10 protein-coding genes are annotated in these 14,908 nt (G+C 65.0%); 4 read left to right on the top strand and 6 right to left on the bottom strand.

Annotated elements, in window-relative coordinates:
• The first annotated feature begins 132 nt into the window (after nucleotides 1-132).
• Genes E9232_RS15690 through E9232_RS15705 form a run of 4 tightly spaced genes read left to right on the top strand, consistent with a single transcriptional unit; the run spans nucleotide 133 to nucleotide 7,179 of the window.
• Nucleotides 133-1,596 carry a hypothetical protein gene (locus E9232_RS15690; protein ID WP_309795192.1) on the top strand — a complete coding sequence of 488 codons (1,464 nt, stop codon included), beginning with the start codon at nucleotides 133-135 and terminating at the stop codon, nucleotides 1,594-1,596.
• The gene (locus E9232_RS15695) at nucleotides 1,593-2,663 is read left to right on the top strand and encodes an OmpA/MotB family protein (protein WP_309795193.1); all 1,071 of its coding nucleotides are present in this window, start codon (nucleotides 1,593-1,595) and stop codon (nucleotides 2,661-2,663) included. The genes E9232_RS15690 and E9232_RS15695 overlap by 4 nt, the downstream gene beginning before the upstream one ends.
• Complete coding sequence (locus tag E9232_RS15700; RefSeq protein ID WP_309795195.1) at nucleotides 2,660-3,967, top strand: EH signature domain-containing protein; 1,308 nt, start codon at nucleotides 2,660-2,662, stop codon at nucleotides 3,965-3,967. Before E9232_RS15695 ends, E9232_RS15700 begins: the two co-directional genes overlap by 4 nt.
• Nucleotides 3,964-7,179: a DEAD/DEAH box helicase gene (locus E9232_RS15705; protein ID WP_309795197.1), complete on the top strand. Its 3,216-nt coding sequence runs from the start codon at nucleotides 3,964-3,966 to the stop codon at nucleotides 7,177-7,179. Before E9232_RS15700 ends, E9232_RS15705 begins: the two co-directional genes overlap by 4 nt.
• Before the next feature lie 198 nt (nucleotides 7,180-7,377).
• Here the strand turns inward: E9232_RS15705 and E9232_RS15710 are convergent, their stop codons facing one another.
• The 6 genes from E9232_RS15710 to E9232_RS15735 all read right to left on the bottom strand — a co-directional run bounded on the left by E9232_RS15710 (nucleotide 7,378) and on the right by E9232_RS15735 (nucleotide 14,873).
• Nucleotides 7,378-8,346 carry a peptide ABC transporter ATP-binding protein gene (locus E9232_RS15710; protein WP_309795199.1) on the bottom strand — a complete coding sequence of 323 codons (969 nt, stop codon included), beginning with the start codon at nucleotides 8,344-8,346 and terminating at the stop codon, nucleotides 7,378-7,380.
• Entirely contained in the window at nucleotides 8,343-9,326 is a 984-nt protein-coding gene (locus E9232_RS15715; protein WP_309795201.1) for an ABC transporter ATP-binding protein, read from the bottom strand. Before E9232_RS15715 ends, E9232_RS15710 begins: the two co-directional genes overlap by 4 nt.
• Nucleotides 9,326-10,237 (bottom strand): ABC transporter permease subunit, encoded by a 912-nt coding sequence (locus E9232_RS15720; RefSeq protein ID WP_309795203.1) that lies wholly within the window; start codon nucleotides 10,235-10,237, stop codon nucleotides 9,326-9,328. The genes E9232_RS15715 and E9232_RS15720 overlap by 1 nt, the downstream gene beginning before the upstream one ends.
• A gap of 4 nt (nucleotides 10,238-10,241) precedes the next feature.
• Nucleotides 10,242-11,252 (bottom strand): ABC transporter permease subunit, encoded by a 1,011-nt coding sequence (locus E9232_RS15725; protein ID WP_309795205.1) that lies wholly within the window; start codon nucleotides 11,250-11,252, stop codon nucleotides 10,242-10,244.
• Nucleotides 11,253-11,353: 101 nt separating this feature from the next.
• Nucleotides 11,354-12,952, bottom strand: a complete 1,599-nt coding sequence (locus E9232_RS15730) for an ABC transporter substrate-binding protein (RefSeq protein WP_309795207.1) — start codon at nucleotides 12,950-12,952, stop codon at nucleotides 11,354-11,356.
• A 322-nt stretch (nucleotides 12,953-13,274) separates the two neighbouring features.
• Nucleotides 13,275-14,873, bottom strand: a complete 1,599-nt coding sequence (locus E9232_RS15735) for an ABC transporter substrate-binding protein (RefSeq protein WP_309795208.1) — start codon at nucleotides 14,871-14,873, stop codon at nucleotides 13,275-13,277.
• Between the last annotated feature and the right edge of the window lie 35 nt (nucleotides 14,874-14,908).

Raw genomic sequence — 14,908 nt, forward strand, 5'->3', positions numbered from 1 at the left:
GGTTGCGGCCACGAATTGGTGATTGGAAATTGGGCTGGAGTGCTTGAATCTAAATTCTGAAATATGATGATACGGTGCAATTTAGCGGCCCATGATTCTCTATCATATTTTGTGTAATTGTGCGAGGCGGTAATGGATTGGGTGTCTTTCGGCACAAATATAAGAAATTTTATCCTCGATCTTGCCGGACTAATTACGCTTGATTACTGGCCAGGATTGGTAAGTTTTGGACTCGTTTTTGTACTTGTAGTGCTTGTGCTCTGGATCGGCGTTGTAACGTGGCGGCGATGGCGGGTTCTGACCAAGACAGCCAAACGTGTTCGCGCTACCGGTGATGCTGCCGGCTTCCAGAGGCAGCTTCACGACATCCAGCGGGAGTTAGATCGGAGCGCTTCACGGCCAGGGCGTTTTCTCGCCGCCTCCTTTGCAGAATTCCGCGAAACGCTGATCGAGCCTGCGCGTGATGGTGATGGCCATGTGCGCAATTCCGTGCGTCCATCAGCCTTTATCAATCTCGACGATCTGCATTTCGGGCTGTCGGGCTGGCGTGTATGGCCCGGCCTCTTCGTGTCTGCGGGACTGTTCTTTACCTTCTTGGGTCTGATCGCCGCACTCGCCCAGACGCAGAACGCCCTAGAGGCCGGTGGAGGCGATCAAGCTTTGATGATCACCGCCCTGGAAGGCCTGCTCAAGACCGCATCGGCCAAATTCACTATGTCTTTGACCGGCTTGTTCTGCTCGATCGCGTTCACGCTTTGGCAGCGACTTTGCTCGGCCAAACTCGAAAGCGCTGTCATGGCGCTCGCGCACGAACTCGAAACGCGGATGAGCTTCGTTAGCCTCGAGGCACTCGCGGACCAGCAGCTTGCCGCGATCAAGGAACAAACCAAGCAGCAGCAATTGCTGAATACTCAGCTAATCGCCGAACTCAGCAAGCCGCTGGAGCGCATGACGGCAACCGGAGCGGAAGCCATCGGCGGCATGGTCAGCGAGCTCGGCCAGTCCCTGACGGCCAGTCTCGGGCAGTCCATCGCGACCATCGCCGAACGCATTGACGGCGCGGCGGACAAGCTGGTCGACCTCTCCTCCGCGCTCAGTGAGACCTCAGAACGATTCAAGGCGACACTCGAACGCTCCTCTTCGAATTTCGATGCGCTGGTTCAGCGTATCGAATCCGCCGCCGGGCAACTCGCGACCTCGGCGGACAGCATGAACTCGGCCTCTACCCCCGTCATGGAGACCGCGCGCTCGACGGCAGAGTCTGCTCGTGCTTTGGCCGATGGCTCGAAGAGCCTGGTCGATGCCGCCAAGGTTGCTGTGGAGGCGGAGAAGACGGTGGTGGTCGCCTCTGCCCGCTCCATTGAGGAGCTGATCCGGGCTTTCGAGTCCCGGGCCAAGGCCTATGACGGGCAGCTTGAAAAGGCGTTCAGCGACTATGTCGGGCAGGTGCAGCGCACCTTGGGCGAGTTGCGGCAACACAGCGACGGCGTGCACGACCGATATACCGACGCCCTGCAGACTTTGCAGGCCGTGATCGAGAATGCCCGGACCTTCGTTCCCGAGAGCGATCCAACGCTGGAGCGGTTGCCGACATGAGGACCACCCGGCGCGCGCGGCGGGCGGAGGAGGAAGAAGAGTCCGCCTTCATCTCCATGACGGATATGACGGTGAGCTTCCTGTTCATCATCATGATCCTGCTCGCCTTCTTTGCCACCCAGATCGCGCCGAAGAACAGTGTTCCGCAGGAGCGCTACGATCGGGTTGCCGGGGACCTCGCCGACCGGGACCGGCAGGTGCTTGATCTGCTCGGCCAGATCGAGCAGGAGCGCGCCAGGCGTGGCTGGACGAAGGCATCGGAGGAGGCCGAACGCAAGCAGTTGCTGGCGCGTATTTCGGAACTGGAAGCTCGTGTGCGGATCGACGATCCCAGTCCGACACTGCCGATGGGCGATCTCTGGCTGCAGGTGCGGCAACAGCGGGAGGAAAATGATCGGTTGCTTCGCCTACTGGCGGCGCAGGAGGTAAACCCGATCGAGCGCTACAATTTTCGTTCCGCGGAATTGCGCGGCCGGATGCTCGATCGCATCCAGAAACGCATCCAGGCCGCCGACATGTCGATCGACGTCTCGATCAGCCGCAACGGAGATGCGCTCGAATTCAAAGGTGACGGGTTGTTCGGATCGGGAAGCGATGTGCCGAGCCTGCCGGGGCGGCGAAAGATGGAGATGATAGCGGGGATTCTGAACGAGGAACTGCGGTGTTTCTCCTTCGGGGATCGCACGCAGCTGTCCGCCGCCTGCAATCCCGCCGTGGCGCTGATCGACGCGCTGCAGATCGAAGGCCACACCGATAACACCGGCACCGATGTGCTGAACATGGATCTGAGCTCGCGCCGGGGCACCTCGGTCTATTCCATCATGGTCACGGCCAGCCCGGATCTTCTGGGTTTCCACAATCTGAAGGACCAGCCGATCCTGTCCGTCGCCGGATACGGAAAGGGTCGGCCGATCCGGGACAATGAGTCCGATCAGTCGCGCGATGCCAATCGCAGGATCGACCTGCGCTTCATCATGTTCGCGCCGGCCGAGGAGCAGTATATCCCGCAGCGGATCGAAGATCTGCCCCGCCTCCAGCGGCTTCTCTTGGCGGGTCCTGCGCCATGAGCCTCCTCGACCGCATCGCGGCGCTGCCATCCGCGCTCCCTTCCGCGCGCGAGCCCGTTCGGCTGCTGCAGGCGGCCGAGCGCGTCAAGCACCGCTTTGGCGACCGGCACCCCGTGAAACCAGAGGCTCTCGACGCCTTGATCGCGCGTTTCACTCTCGCGCTGGCACGCTGGGACTGGGCCGGTATCACCGAGGGGCAGACAGCCCAGATCGTGCGGGCATGGGCGGCCCGTATCGCCCCGCTTCCGGCGGAGCTGGAGGCCTTCCTGCGGCGCGAGCTGCGGCGGTGCACCCGGGTAACGTTGCTCGGGTCCCTTTGCGATGGCTTCCTGGCCGGTTGGGCTGTGAACCATTCGTTGACGGTGGAGGTCGGGCAGATCATTCAGGAGCGGGCGGCTTGGCTGCCCAAAGCATGGCAGGCAATTTTCCGATCGGTCCCGGAGCTCTTCGATGCTGTGGCAGGGGCCCTGACCTTCGGTCGCTGGCTGGCCGCGCAGGCCGATCCGTACCGAGCCGCGCTTGGAAAGGGCGTGTCCGCCCCGCACGGGCCGGGCTTCATGGTCCAAGTGCATGCGGCTTGGTTGGCCACCCTGCCCGAGCCGACCGACGAGCCCGCGGCCCGGCGGATGCTCGCCTGGCTTTGCCCTGCCGGTGCGGCCGTGCTCGATGGCGATCGTGCAGTGCAGGTAGTTCAGCGGCTGTTGAGTCCCTGGCAGGACAGGATGCCGTCCACGGGGTTGCGCACGCTGCTGCTCAACGCCCTGACGGAGACGTATGGCGATCCTCGCCGCGACAATCCGCAATTCTGGGCGCAGGTCGGCGAGGATGGCCGTCGCGTCGTACTCCGCTGGTTGGCCGGACAGCGCATGGAGGCCTTTCTCGACGTGGTCTCGCGCGCCGAAGAGAGGATCGACGGCGGTGATCAGTGGCCTGCGCGGCGGCGATTTTGGATGGGCCTGTATGAGGAGGGTCGCATCGACGAAGCTTGGCCCTCTTTTGGAACGGACGCTCAGGCCATTACCGATCAGCTGGCTCGTACAACCGGGGACTCGGCCCACTCCTCCTACGGCCGTCAACTCACTCGCAGGAACACCAGCCTTCTGATCATGCGGATCGGACAGAACGTCATTGTGGAGGGCTCTCACAACTTCCGTGTCCATGTCTTTCGGCAGGATGCCCGCGGGTGCCCTCGGCTGTATGAGAGCCAATACGACGTTGATGCCTTCATCCTGCCCGACCACCATCCTGATGCTCGAAGGCATATCGGCGATTGGATGAGCTGGGTTCGCGCGAGGATCCGATGAGCCTGAGTTTCAGCTTCGCCTGCGATATGGATGGCTGCACGGTTTCCATCATTCAGCCGAAGCGCGGCTTGCTGTCCTTTCTGGGCTCCCGCCGCCAGCACAACCTAGAGGCACTGCCGCGCGAGCAGCGCGAAGTGGCGATGGCTCTCGCTCGGCTCCGTGTGCTCGACCGCGACCGGCACGAGCACACGATCGCCGGGGATACGGTCCGCCTGTCGCATTGCCTGGTCGCGGAACTGGACAATTCCACGGCGCGGGTGCTCGGGCTTCCTCCCCTCGTGTCCCGGTATGTGTTTAAGGCCGCCATGCGGGGCTCACTCGGTAGCCCGGATTTCCGGCTCGATTGTTGGTGGGAGAAGGGCGGAAAGACAGTGCCGTTGCGCCGAACCGGTGCCGTCGTCGAGGATTCCTCGGGCTATCTGCGGCTTCCAACCCCGATCTGGCGGGCGATCGAGATCGCGGATGCGTTTGATGCCAAGGCGCCGCTTCAGGATCATTGGCTTGCCCTCGGCGAATTCCGTCGCGCCCTCGGCATCGAGACGCTGGACGACGCCGGTCCAATTGATATGGAAGGCGCCCTGAAGAAGATCGAGATCATCACCTGCGACAGTGTCGGCCTCGCCCTCGATCCTGAGGACGACAGCCTGTTCGCTCCCCTGCCGTTTGTCGGCGCGCAGTTGTCGCAGGATGCGCAAGCCGACGCTTCGAAATCGTCGCTTCAAGGACAGGAATTGTCGGCGTTCCAGCGGCAAGTCACAGCCCGCAAGGCCCAGCCGTCCTATTGCGTCGGGCCAACGAAATTCCTGATCCTCGACCGGTCTGCAATGCCGGTGGTGGATGCGATTGCGGAAGCTGCGACCCGGGACGCCGAGGGGCGTCGCCTCTTCATTCGCGATGCCGAGCGGATCATCGCGGAGGCGATCGAGCGGCAGGCGCTCGAGGACGGCCGGCTGAACGAACTCATGAGCCCGGAGGGCTACCAGGAAGCACTTGAGCGCGAGATCGCTCGCTCCTGGACAGAGACGAGCGAATGGTCGTCGCGCGTCATCGCCATCGCCGAGTGGGCGCGCCCCGCACCCGCTCAGATCAGCGGCTCAGGAACAGCTTGGCTTCCGGCGACGATGACGCCGGAACTAGGCGAATTGCTGGGCTGCGTGCTCGACGAGGAGCTGGAACCGCTGCTTCAGGACCTCGTCAAAGCCAAGGCGGCGGGAGGGGATGCGCTGAGCCATCGTGTCGGCCCCATCCCGGTGATCGACGAGGTTATCGAAGCTCTAGTGCGACGGATCGAGATGCTGCGCGGCCGTGCGGATGCGCCTGAAGCGGGGGATCCGCAGACCGTGTTTCTGCCGCTGACGCACAGCAATTTTTGGGACAACGATTTCCGCGCGAAGGTGAAGTCACGCGGCGAGCAAGAGCCAGCGGTTCTTCCTTCAGCGGTTGCCACCGAACTACGGCCATACCAGATCGCGGCCTTCGAATGGCAGGTGGCCGCGTGGCAGGCGGGTCTCCCAGGTCTCCTGAACGCGGATGAGCAGGGCCTCGGCAAAACCTTGCAGACGCTCTCCTTTCTCACCTGGCTCGCGGAGCACATGCAGGCCGGTCGCGTCGCGCCTCGGCCCCTGCTGATCGTGGCTCCTACTTCGTTGCTGCGGAACTGGGAGGCTGAATGCACGACGCATCTGCATGCCGGTTTCTGGGGTGAGCCGGTGCGGCTTTATGGTCGGCATCTTCAGGCCTGGAAGGCTCCGGGACGGCGCGGACGCGATATTGACGACGGGACCGCGCGGCTCGATCTCGGCCCCGTCGAGAACGCGCCGCGGCTGGTGATCACGACCTACCAGACATTGGCCAACTACGCCGTCACCTTCTCGCGGACCAGATTCGCTGTTGTGGTGTTCGACGAGATCCAGAATTTGAAGAATCCGATCGCGATGCGCTCGGAGGCTGCGAAGGCAGTGGATGCCGATTTCCGGATCGGCCTGACCGGCACACCGGTCGAGAACGCGACGCGCGACATCTGGGCGGTCATGGACCAACTGTTCCCGGGCGCGCTCGGGCCGCTTGCCGAGTTCCGCAGGGTGTTCGACGAACCGCAGGAAGAGCGTATGCGCCAGCTGCATGCCGCGATCTTCACCGGCCAGTTGGGGCATCCGCCGCTCGGCCTGCGCCGGCTGAAGAAGGATGCAGCTCCCGATCTGCCGCCCAAGGCCCGCATCTTGCACCCGCGCCTCATGCCTGAAGCGCAGGCGATCCGCTATGACGAGATACGTGGCAAAGGTGGAGGGATGTTTGCTGTACTGCACCACATCCGCCGCATCTCCCTGCATCCCGGGCTGGTCGAAGGAGAGGTGCCGAATACCTTCACTTCCGCCTCCGCCCGGCTCGATGCGGCCATGGACATCCTCGCCGCCATTAGGGCAAAGGGCGAGCGTGCGCTGGTCTTTGTCGAGAACCGGGACGTTCAGGCGTGGTTTGCCGAACTCATTAAGATCGAGTTCGGGTTGGACCGGGTCTACGTCATCAACGGCGACACCCCCATCGACGGCCGCAAGGAAATTACCGACCGCTTTCAGCGACACTTGATTGAGGATGGCGGCTTCGACGTGCTGGTGATGGGGCCACGCGCGGCGGGCACCGGGCTGACTCTCACGGCGGCCAACCACGTCATCCATCTCACGCGGTGGTGGAACCCCGCCGTCGAGGAGCAGTGCAACGACCGGACACACAGGATCGGCCAAAGCCGGCCCGTCACCATCCATATCCCGCTTGCCGTTCACCCACGCCTCGGCCCTAACTCCTTCGACTGCCTGCTTCAGCGCCTGATGACCCGCAAGCGCGGGATCGCCGACGCTGTGCTGTGGCCACAGGAGATGGAGGATGACCCGAAGCTACTGGAACTCTATCAAGCCGTTATCGACGGTCCGGAAGCCGCAAATCTTGATGTCTCTGGCCTGCCGCCGGTGGACCGGCCGGATCTTCAGATGATCGAGATTCGACCTGGAATCATCCGGGCGGAAGTAAAGGGCGGCGGCTCAAGTGTTTTGGTCGTCCACGGAGTCGACCCCGATCTTGCCATCGGCATAGCCGGCCCGACCGATAAGGCCATTATCTCCATGGCGTCGCCGGCATCACGAGCCCCAAAATCCGATATTCCTCTGTCCTCGTTGCCGGATTTTTCGTTGTGGCCCGACTATATTCTCCCGAGTTAGCAGCTATTGATGGGCGTGAACTGCGTTGACGGGCTGGCCCATTCGAACGAACCCCGATCTCTTGAGCGCTGCGCCCGACGAAGGCGCTTAAACCCCTGGCGGTCCCGGCAGCCAGAACGCCTCCGATCGGTCTGCATCCCATCGCAGATCCCCGCGGGCGGTCGCCGATGGCGCCCGCGCCCCAGGTCCTACCCCTCCCTAATTCACCATCTCCGCGTGATGGCACGCCACATCCCGGCCATCCACCGGCCGCAGCTCCGGCCGTTCCACGCTGCACACATCGGTGGCGAAGGGGCACCGCCGGTGGAAGGCGCAGCCCGGCGGCGGGTTCATCGGCGACGGTAGTTCGCCCGACAGCACCACCCGCTCCGCCCGCTTGGTCGGGTCGACGAATGGGGTCGAGGCCAAGAGCGCCCTGGTGTAGGGGTGGCGCGGATGGCGGAAGATCGCCTCCTTGGTGCCGTGCTCCACCGGCCGGCCGAGATACATCACTACCAGGTCGTCGGCGATGTGCTGCACCACCGACAGGCCGTGGCTGATGAACAGATAGGCCAGGCCGAACTCGTCCTGCAGGTCCATCAGCAGGTTCAGCACCTGGGCCTGGATCGAGACGTCCAGCGCCGAGACCGGCTCGTCCGCCACCACCACCTTGGGCCGCAGCATCAGGGCGCGGGCGATCGCCACGCGCTGGCGCTGGCCGCCCGAGAACATGTGGGGGTAGCGGTCGTAATGCTCCGGCCGCAGGCCCACCTTCGACAGCATCGCCTCGGCCGCCTGCCGCCGCTCCGCCCGCGACAGGCTGGTGTTGATCTTGAGCGGCTCCTCCAGGATGGTGCCGATCTTCTTGCGCGGGTTCAGCGACCCGTAGGGGTCCTGGAACACGATCTGCACCGCGCTGCGCAGGCGGCGGCGCTGGGCGGCGTCCGCGGTCGCGACCGGGATGCCGTCGATGGTCAGGTCGCCCTCGCTGGGCTGCTCGATCATGGTCACCACCCGGGCGAGGGTGGACTTGCCGCAGCCGGATTCGCCGACCACCGCCAGGGTCTTGCCCGGCTCCAGCGTGAAGGACATGTCGCTCACCGCCCGCAGGATCTTCGGCGGCTTGAGCGGCGAGGTCTTGACCTCGTAGAAGCGGCTGAGATGCCGCGCTTCGACCACCGCCGTCATGCGCGGATCTCCTCGAGGGGCTTGGCGATGGGGTTGAAGCAGCGGGTCCGCCCGTCCAGGTCCGGCACGATCTCGGGGTGCTGGCCGCGGCAGCGGTCGAGCACGTTGCGGCAGCGCGGGTTGAACAGGCAGCCCTGCGGCCGGTCATAGGGGCCCGGCACCACGCCGGGGATGGTCGGCAGCCGGCGGTGGCCGGTGCTGCGCTCCGGCAGCGCCTCCAAGAGGGCGCCGGTGTAGGGGTGGCGCGGCCGGGTGAACAGGCTGTCGACCATGCGCTCCTCGACCAGCTCGCCGGCATACATCACGTTGACCCGCTGCGCCGTTTCGGCCACCACGCCCATGTCGTGGGTGATCAGCACCAGGGCCATGCCCTGGTCGCGCTGCAACGTCGCCAGCAGGTCCAGGATCTGGGCCTGGATGGTGACGTCCAGCGCCGTGGTCGGCTCGTCGGCGATCAAGAGCTTGGGCTTGCAGGCGATCGCCATCGCGATCATCACCCGCTGGTTCATGCCGCCCGACAGCTGGTGCGGGAAGCTGTCGACCCGGGTCTCCGGCGCCGGGATGCCGACCTGGCCGAGCAGCTGCACGGTGCGGTCGCGGCGGGTGCGCCGGCTGCCGCCCTCATGCACCTTCAGCGTCTCCATGATCTGGAAGCCGACGGTGAAGCAGGGGTTCAGGCTGGTCATCGGCTCCTGGAAGATCATCGCCATGTCCTTGCCGGTGATCTTGCGGCGCTGGCGCGGCGACATCTTCAACAGGTCGTGGCCGTCGAAGGCCAGGCGGTCGGCGGTGACCTTGCCGGGGAAGGCGACCAGGCCCATCAGCGCCAGCATGCTGACGGATTTGCCGGAGCCGGATTCGCCGACGATGCCCAGGATCTCGCCGGCATCGATGGTGAGGTCGAGGCCGGAGACGGCCCGGAACAGGCCCTTCCCGGCCGGGAACTCGACCGTCAGGTTGCGGATTTCAAGCAGGGGCATCAGCGTTTCAGTCTCGGGTCGAGCGCGTCGCGCAGGCCGTCGCCCAGCAGGTTGAAGGCCAGCACGGTGATCAGGATGGCGAGGCCGGGGAAGGTGACCACCCACCAGGCGCGCTGCAGGAACTGCAGCGACGAGGCCAGCATGGTGCCCCATTCCGGCGTCGGCGGCTGGGCGCCGAGGCCGAGGAAGCCCAGCGCCGCGGCGTCGAGGATGGCGGAGGAGAAGCCGAGCGTGGCCTGCACGATCAAGGGCGCCATGCAGTTCGGCAGGATGGTCGCGAACATCAGCCGCATGGTGCCGGCGCCGGCGACGCGCGAGGCGGTGACATAGGGCCTTCGGATCTGGCTCAGCACCGCGGCGCGCATCAGCCGGGAATAGTGGGGCAGGGTGACGATCGACACCGCGATCATGGCGTTGCCCAGGCCGGGGCCGAGGATGGCGACGATCACGATCGCCAGCAGCAGGCTGGGCAGGGCCAGCATGATGTCCAGGAGCCGCATGATGGCCATGTCGACCACCCCGCCGAAGAAGCCGGCGACGAGGCCCAGCACCAGGCCGACGGCCAGCGACAGGGTGACCACGATCAGCCCGATCATCATCGACAGCCGGGCGCCGTAGATCAGGCGCGAGAGGATGTCGCGGCCGATGTCGTCGGTGCCCAGGGGATAGGCCCAGTTGCCGCCGGCCTGCCAGAAGGGCGGCACCAGGAAGGCGGTGCGGTCCTGGTCGATCGGGGAATGCGGCGCGATCACGCCGGCGAAGATCGCGACCAGGGCGATCAGCACGATCACGATCAGCCCGCCCAGGGCGCCCTTGTTGGCGCTGAAGGAGCGCCAGAACTCGATGAACGGGCCGGGCGGCTTGGTCGCCACCGCGGCGGGGCGGGTCTCTTGCAGGGAGGGTGCGGTCATCGGCCTACTTCACGTGCCGGATGCGGGGATCGAGCAGGCCATAGGCCACGTCGACCAGCAGGTTGACGACGATCACCAGGGTTGCGACCATCAGGACGCCGCCCTGCAGGGTGGGGTAGTCGCGCCGGTTGATCGATTCGACCAGCCATTTGCCGACGCCGGGCCAGGCGAACACGGTCTCGGTCAGGATGGCGCCGCCCAGCAGGGTGCCGACCTGCAGGCCGATCACGGTGACGACCGGGATCAGGGCGTTGCGCAGGGCGTGCAGACCGATCACCCGCTTCACCGCCAGGCCCTTGGCGCGGGCGGTGCGGATGTAGTCCTCGCTCAGCACCTCCAGCATGGCCGACCGGGTCATGCGCGCGATCACCGCCAGCGGGATGGTGCCCAGCACGATGGTCGGCAGGATCAGGCAGCGCAGGGTCGAGAGGAAGGCGCCCTTCTCGTCCGACATCAGGCTGTCGATCAGCATGAAGCCGGTGTGCGGCTCGACATAGTACAGGGCCGAGATGCGGCCGGACACCGGGGTCCAGCCCAGCCCGACCGAGAAGATCAGGATCAGCAGCAGCCCCCACCAGAAGATCGGCATGGAATAGCCGGTCAGGCTGGCGCCCATGATGCCGTGGTCGATGGGACTAGATCGGTTGGTCGCGGCCAGGATGCCGGCGGGCAGGCCGAACACCACGGCGAAGATCATGGCGCAGACGCCGAGCTCGATGGTCGCGGGAAACAGCTTCCAGAACTCGCTGAACACCGGCCGCCGGGTGACGGTGGAGGCGCCGAGGTCGCCCTGCAGCACGCCGCCGATATAGGAGAAGAACTGCACCGAGACCGGCCGGTCCAGGCCGTAGTCGTGCAGCAGCTGGGCATGGCGCTCCGGCGAGATGCCGCGCTCGCCGGCGCGGATCTCGATCGGGTCGCCGGGCACCGCCCGGATCAGGAAGAAGCTGAGGGCGGTGATCCCCAGGAAGGTCACAGCCGCCATCGCGAAGCGGGTCAGGATGAAGCGGAACATGATCTCGTCAGATCAGAAAAGGTGGGGAAGGTGGGGGGCCGGAAAAGACGCGGGCGGAGAAGCATCCCCCTGCTCCCCCGCCCGGCTCCCCCTTAACCCGATTATTCGGTGATGTCGACGCCGCTGAAGTCGTGGCGGCCGAACGGGCTGACCTTGTAGCCGGTGACCTCCTTGCGGGTCGGCTCGTAGACCACTGAATGCGCGATCGGCAGCCACGGCGCCTGGTCGTGGAAGATCACCTGGGCCTGCTCGTACAGCTTGGTGCGCTCGCCCTGGTCGCTGATCGACTTGGCCTTCTGGATCAGCGCCTCGAAGTCCTTGTTGCACCACTTGGAGATATTCGAGCCGCCTTCCCGCGCGCCGTCGCAACCCAGCAGGTTGTTCAGGAAGTTGTCCGGGTCGCCGTTGTCGCCGGTCCAGCCCAGCTGCGCCATCTGGTGCTCGCCGGCTTGGGCCCGCTTGCGGTACTCGCCCCATTCGTAGGAGACGATCTTGGCGTTGATCCCGACCTTGGCGAGGTCCGACTGCATCAGCTCGGCGATGCGCTGGGCGTTCGGGTTGTACGGGCGCTGCACCGGCATCGCCCACAGGTCGGTGTCGAAGCCCTTGGCATAGCCGGCGTCGGCCAGCAGCTTCTTGGCCGCCTCGGGGTCATACTTATAGTCCTGGATGCTGTCGTTGTAGGACCAGATGGTCGGCGGGATCGGGTTCTTCGCCGCCTGGCCCGCGCCCTGGTACACCGCCTCCAGGATCGCCGCCTTGTTCACCGCCATGTTGACGGCGCGGCGCACCCGCACATCATCGAACGGCTTCTTGGTGACGTTGAAGGCGAGATAGCCGGTGTTGAGGCCGGGCTGGGTCAGCACGTTCAGCGCCGGGTCTTTCAGCATCGCCGGCACGTCGGCCGGGTTCGGATACGGCATCACCTGGCACTCGCCAGCCTTCAGCTTGGCGTAGCGCACCGCCGCGTCCGGGGTGATGGCGAAGACCAGGTTGTCCAGCTTCTCGCGGCCGCTCCAGGCGCCTTCGAAGGCCTTGTAGCGGATCAGCGCGTCGGGCTGGTACTGCACGAACTGGAAGGATCCGGTGCCGATCGGCACCTGGTCGACCTGCTCGGGCGTGCCGGCCTTCATCATGACATCGGCGTATTCCGCCGACAGGATGGACGAGAACTCCATCGCCAGGTCGGCCAGGAACGGCGCCTCGGGCCGGGTCAGGGTGAACTTGACCGTGTGGTCATCGACCTTGTCGATCGACTTCAGCAGCTTGTCGAAGCCCATGTCGCCGAAATAGTCGTACGAGCCGCCGGACACCTTGTGATAGGGGCTGTCTTCCTTCCACATCCGGTTGAAGGTGAACAGCACGTCGTCGGCGTTGAACTCGCGGGTCGGCGTGAACTTCTCGTTGGAATGCCACTTCACCCCCTTGCGGAGGTGGAAGGTGTAGACCGTCCCGTCATCCGAGATGTCCCAGGATTCGGCCAGGCCGGGTTCGGTCTTGGTCGAGCCCTTGGTGAACTCGATCAGATGGTCGTAGATCGGGCCGGAGGCGTCGAAGCTGGTGCCGGTGGTGTTGATCTGCGGATTGAAGTTCTCCGGGCTGCCCTCGGAGCAATAGACCAGGGTCTTGGCCTCGGCGGACACCGCCATCCCCGCGACGAGGACAAGCGCCATCGCCGTGGCGGACAGGTAACGGGACATGAAACTCTCCCCCTTATGGATGGTCCTTCGGACTGGGCTTGCCGCATAGCTGTATTGCCCAAACCGTGGGTTGCACGGGATTACCGCAGGGGGCGGGGGGGATGTCAACTGATCGGTGGGGCTGGCGCGCAGAGAATCGTTTCACGCGGCACGGACGGAATTCCGGGGCGTCGGCCCCTGGCTTTCCGTGGTTTCCGGGGTGGCCCTGCGGATCGTAATCCCGCCTGGGCAAAAAAAGACGGGCAGGAAAGCCGCGCTGGACTTTCCTGCCCGTTTCTTGCGTCGTCGGAGTCTCAATCGACCCCGACAGGCTCAGCCAGACTTACTCCGCGATGTCGACGCCGCGGAAGTCGTGCAGGCCGACCGGGATGATCTTGTAGCCGGTGACCTCCTTGCGGATGGTCTCATAGACCACCGAATGCGCGATCGGCAGCCACGGCGCCTGGTCGTGGAAGATCACCTGGGCCTGCTCGTACAGCTTGGTCCGCTCGGCCTGGTCGGCGGTGGTCTTGGCCTTCTGGATCAGCGCCTCGAAGTCCTTGTCGCACCACTTCGAAATATTCGAGCCGCCCTCACGCGCGGCGTCGCAGCCCAGCAGGTTGTTGAAGAAGTTGTCGGGGTCGCCGTTGTCGCCCGACCAGCCCAGTTGCGCCATCTGGTGCTCGCCGGCCTGGGCCCGCTTGCGGTACTCGCCCCATTCGTAGGACACGATCTTGGTGCGGATCCCGACCTTGGCCAGATCGGCCTGCATCATCTCGGCGATGCGCTGGGCGTTCGGGTTGTAGGGGCGCTGCACCGGCATCGCCCACAGGTCGCTGTCGACGCCGTTGGCGTAGCCGGCGTCGGCCAGCAGCTTCTTGGCCGCCTCGGGGTCGTACTTATAGTCCTGGATGCTGTCGTTGTAGGACCAGATGGTCGGCGGAATCGCGTTCTTCGCCGCCTGGCCGGTGCCCTGGTACACCGCCTCCAGGATCGCCGCCTTGTTCACCGCCATGTTGACGGCGCGGCGCACCCGCACATCATCGAACGGCTTCTTGGTGACGTTGAAGGCGAGGTAGCCGGTGTTGAGGCCGGGCTGGCTCAGCACCGTCAGGGCCGGGTTCTTCTGCATCTCCGGCAGGTCGGCCGGGTTCGGATACGGCATGACGTGACATTCGCCGGCCTGCACCTTGGCGTAGCGCACCGCCGCGTCCGGGGTGATGGCGAAGACCAGGTTGTCGATCTTCTCGCGCCCGCTCCAGGCCTGGTCGAAGGCCTTGTAGCGGATCAGCGCGTCCGGCTGGTATTGCACGAACTGGAACGGGCCGGTGCCGATCGGCACCTGGTCGACCTGCTCGGGCGTGCCGGCCTTCATCATCGCATCGGCGTATTCCGCCGACAGGATCTCGGCGAAGTTCATCGCCATGTTGGCGATGAACGGCGCCTCCGGCTTGTTCAGGGTGAACTTCACCGTGTAGTCGTCGACCTTGTCGATCGCCTTCAGCAGCGTCGGCATGCCCATGTCGCCGAAGTAGTCGTACGACCCGCCCGAGACCTTGTGGTAGGGGCTGTCCTCCTTCCACATCCGGTTGAACGAGAACAGCACGTCATCGGCGTTGAAGTCGCGCGTCGGGGTGAAGGTCGCGCTGGTGTGGAACTTCACACCGTGGCGGAGATGGAAGGTGTAGACCGTGCCGTCGTCGGACACGTCCCAGGATTCGGCCAGCGCCGGGACCACCTTGGTGGTGCCCTTCTCGAAGGCGACCAGGCCGTCATAGACCGGCAGCGCCGCGTCGAAGCTGGTGCCGGTGGTGTTGATCTGCGGGTTGAAGTTCTCGGGGCTGCCCTCGGAGCAGTAGACCAGGGTCTTGGCCTCGGCGGACACCGCCATCCCCGCGGCGAGGACAAGCGCCATCGCCGTGGCGGACAGGAAGCGGGACATGGGGTTTCTCTCCCTCGATGGGTCTGGTGCGGATC

This window comes from Inquilinus ginsengisoli (genome assembly GCF_031453975.1).
In the GTDB taxonomy this organism is placed as follows: domain Bacteria; phylum Pseudomonadota; class Alphaproteobacteria; order DSM-16000; family Inquilinaceae; genus Inquilinus; species Inquilinus ginsengisoli_A.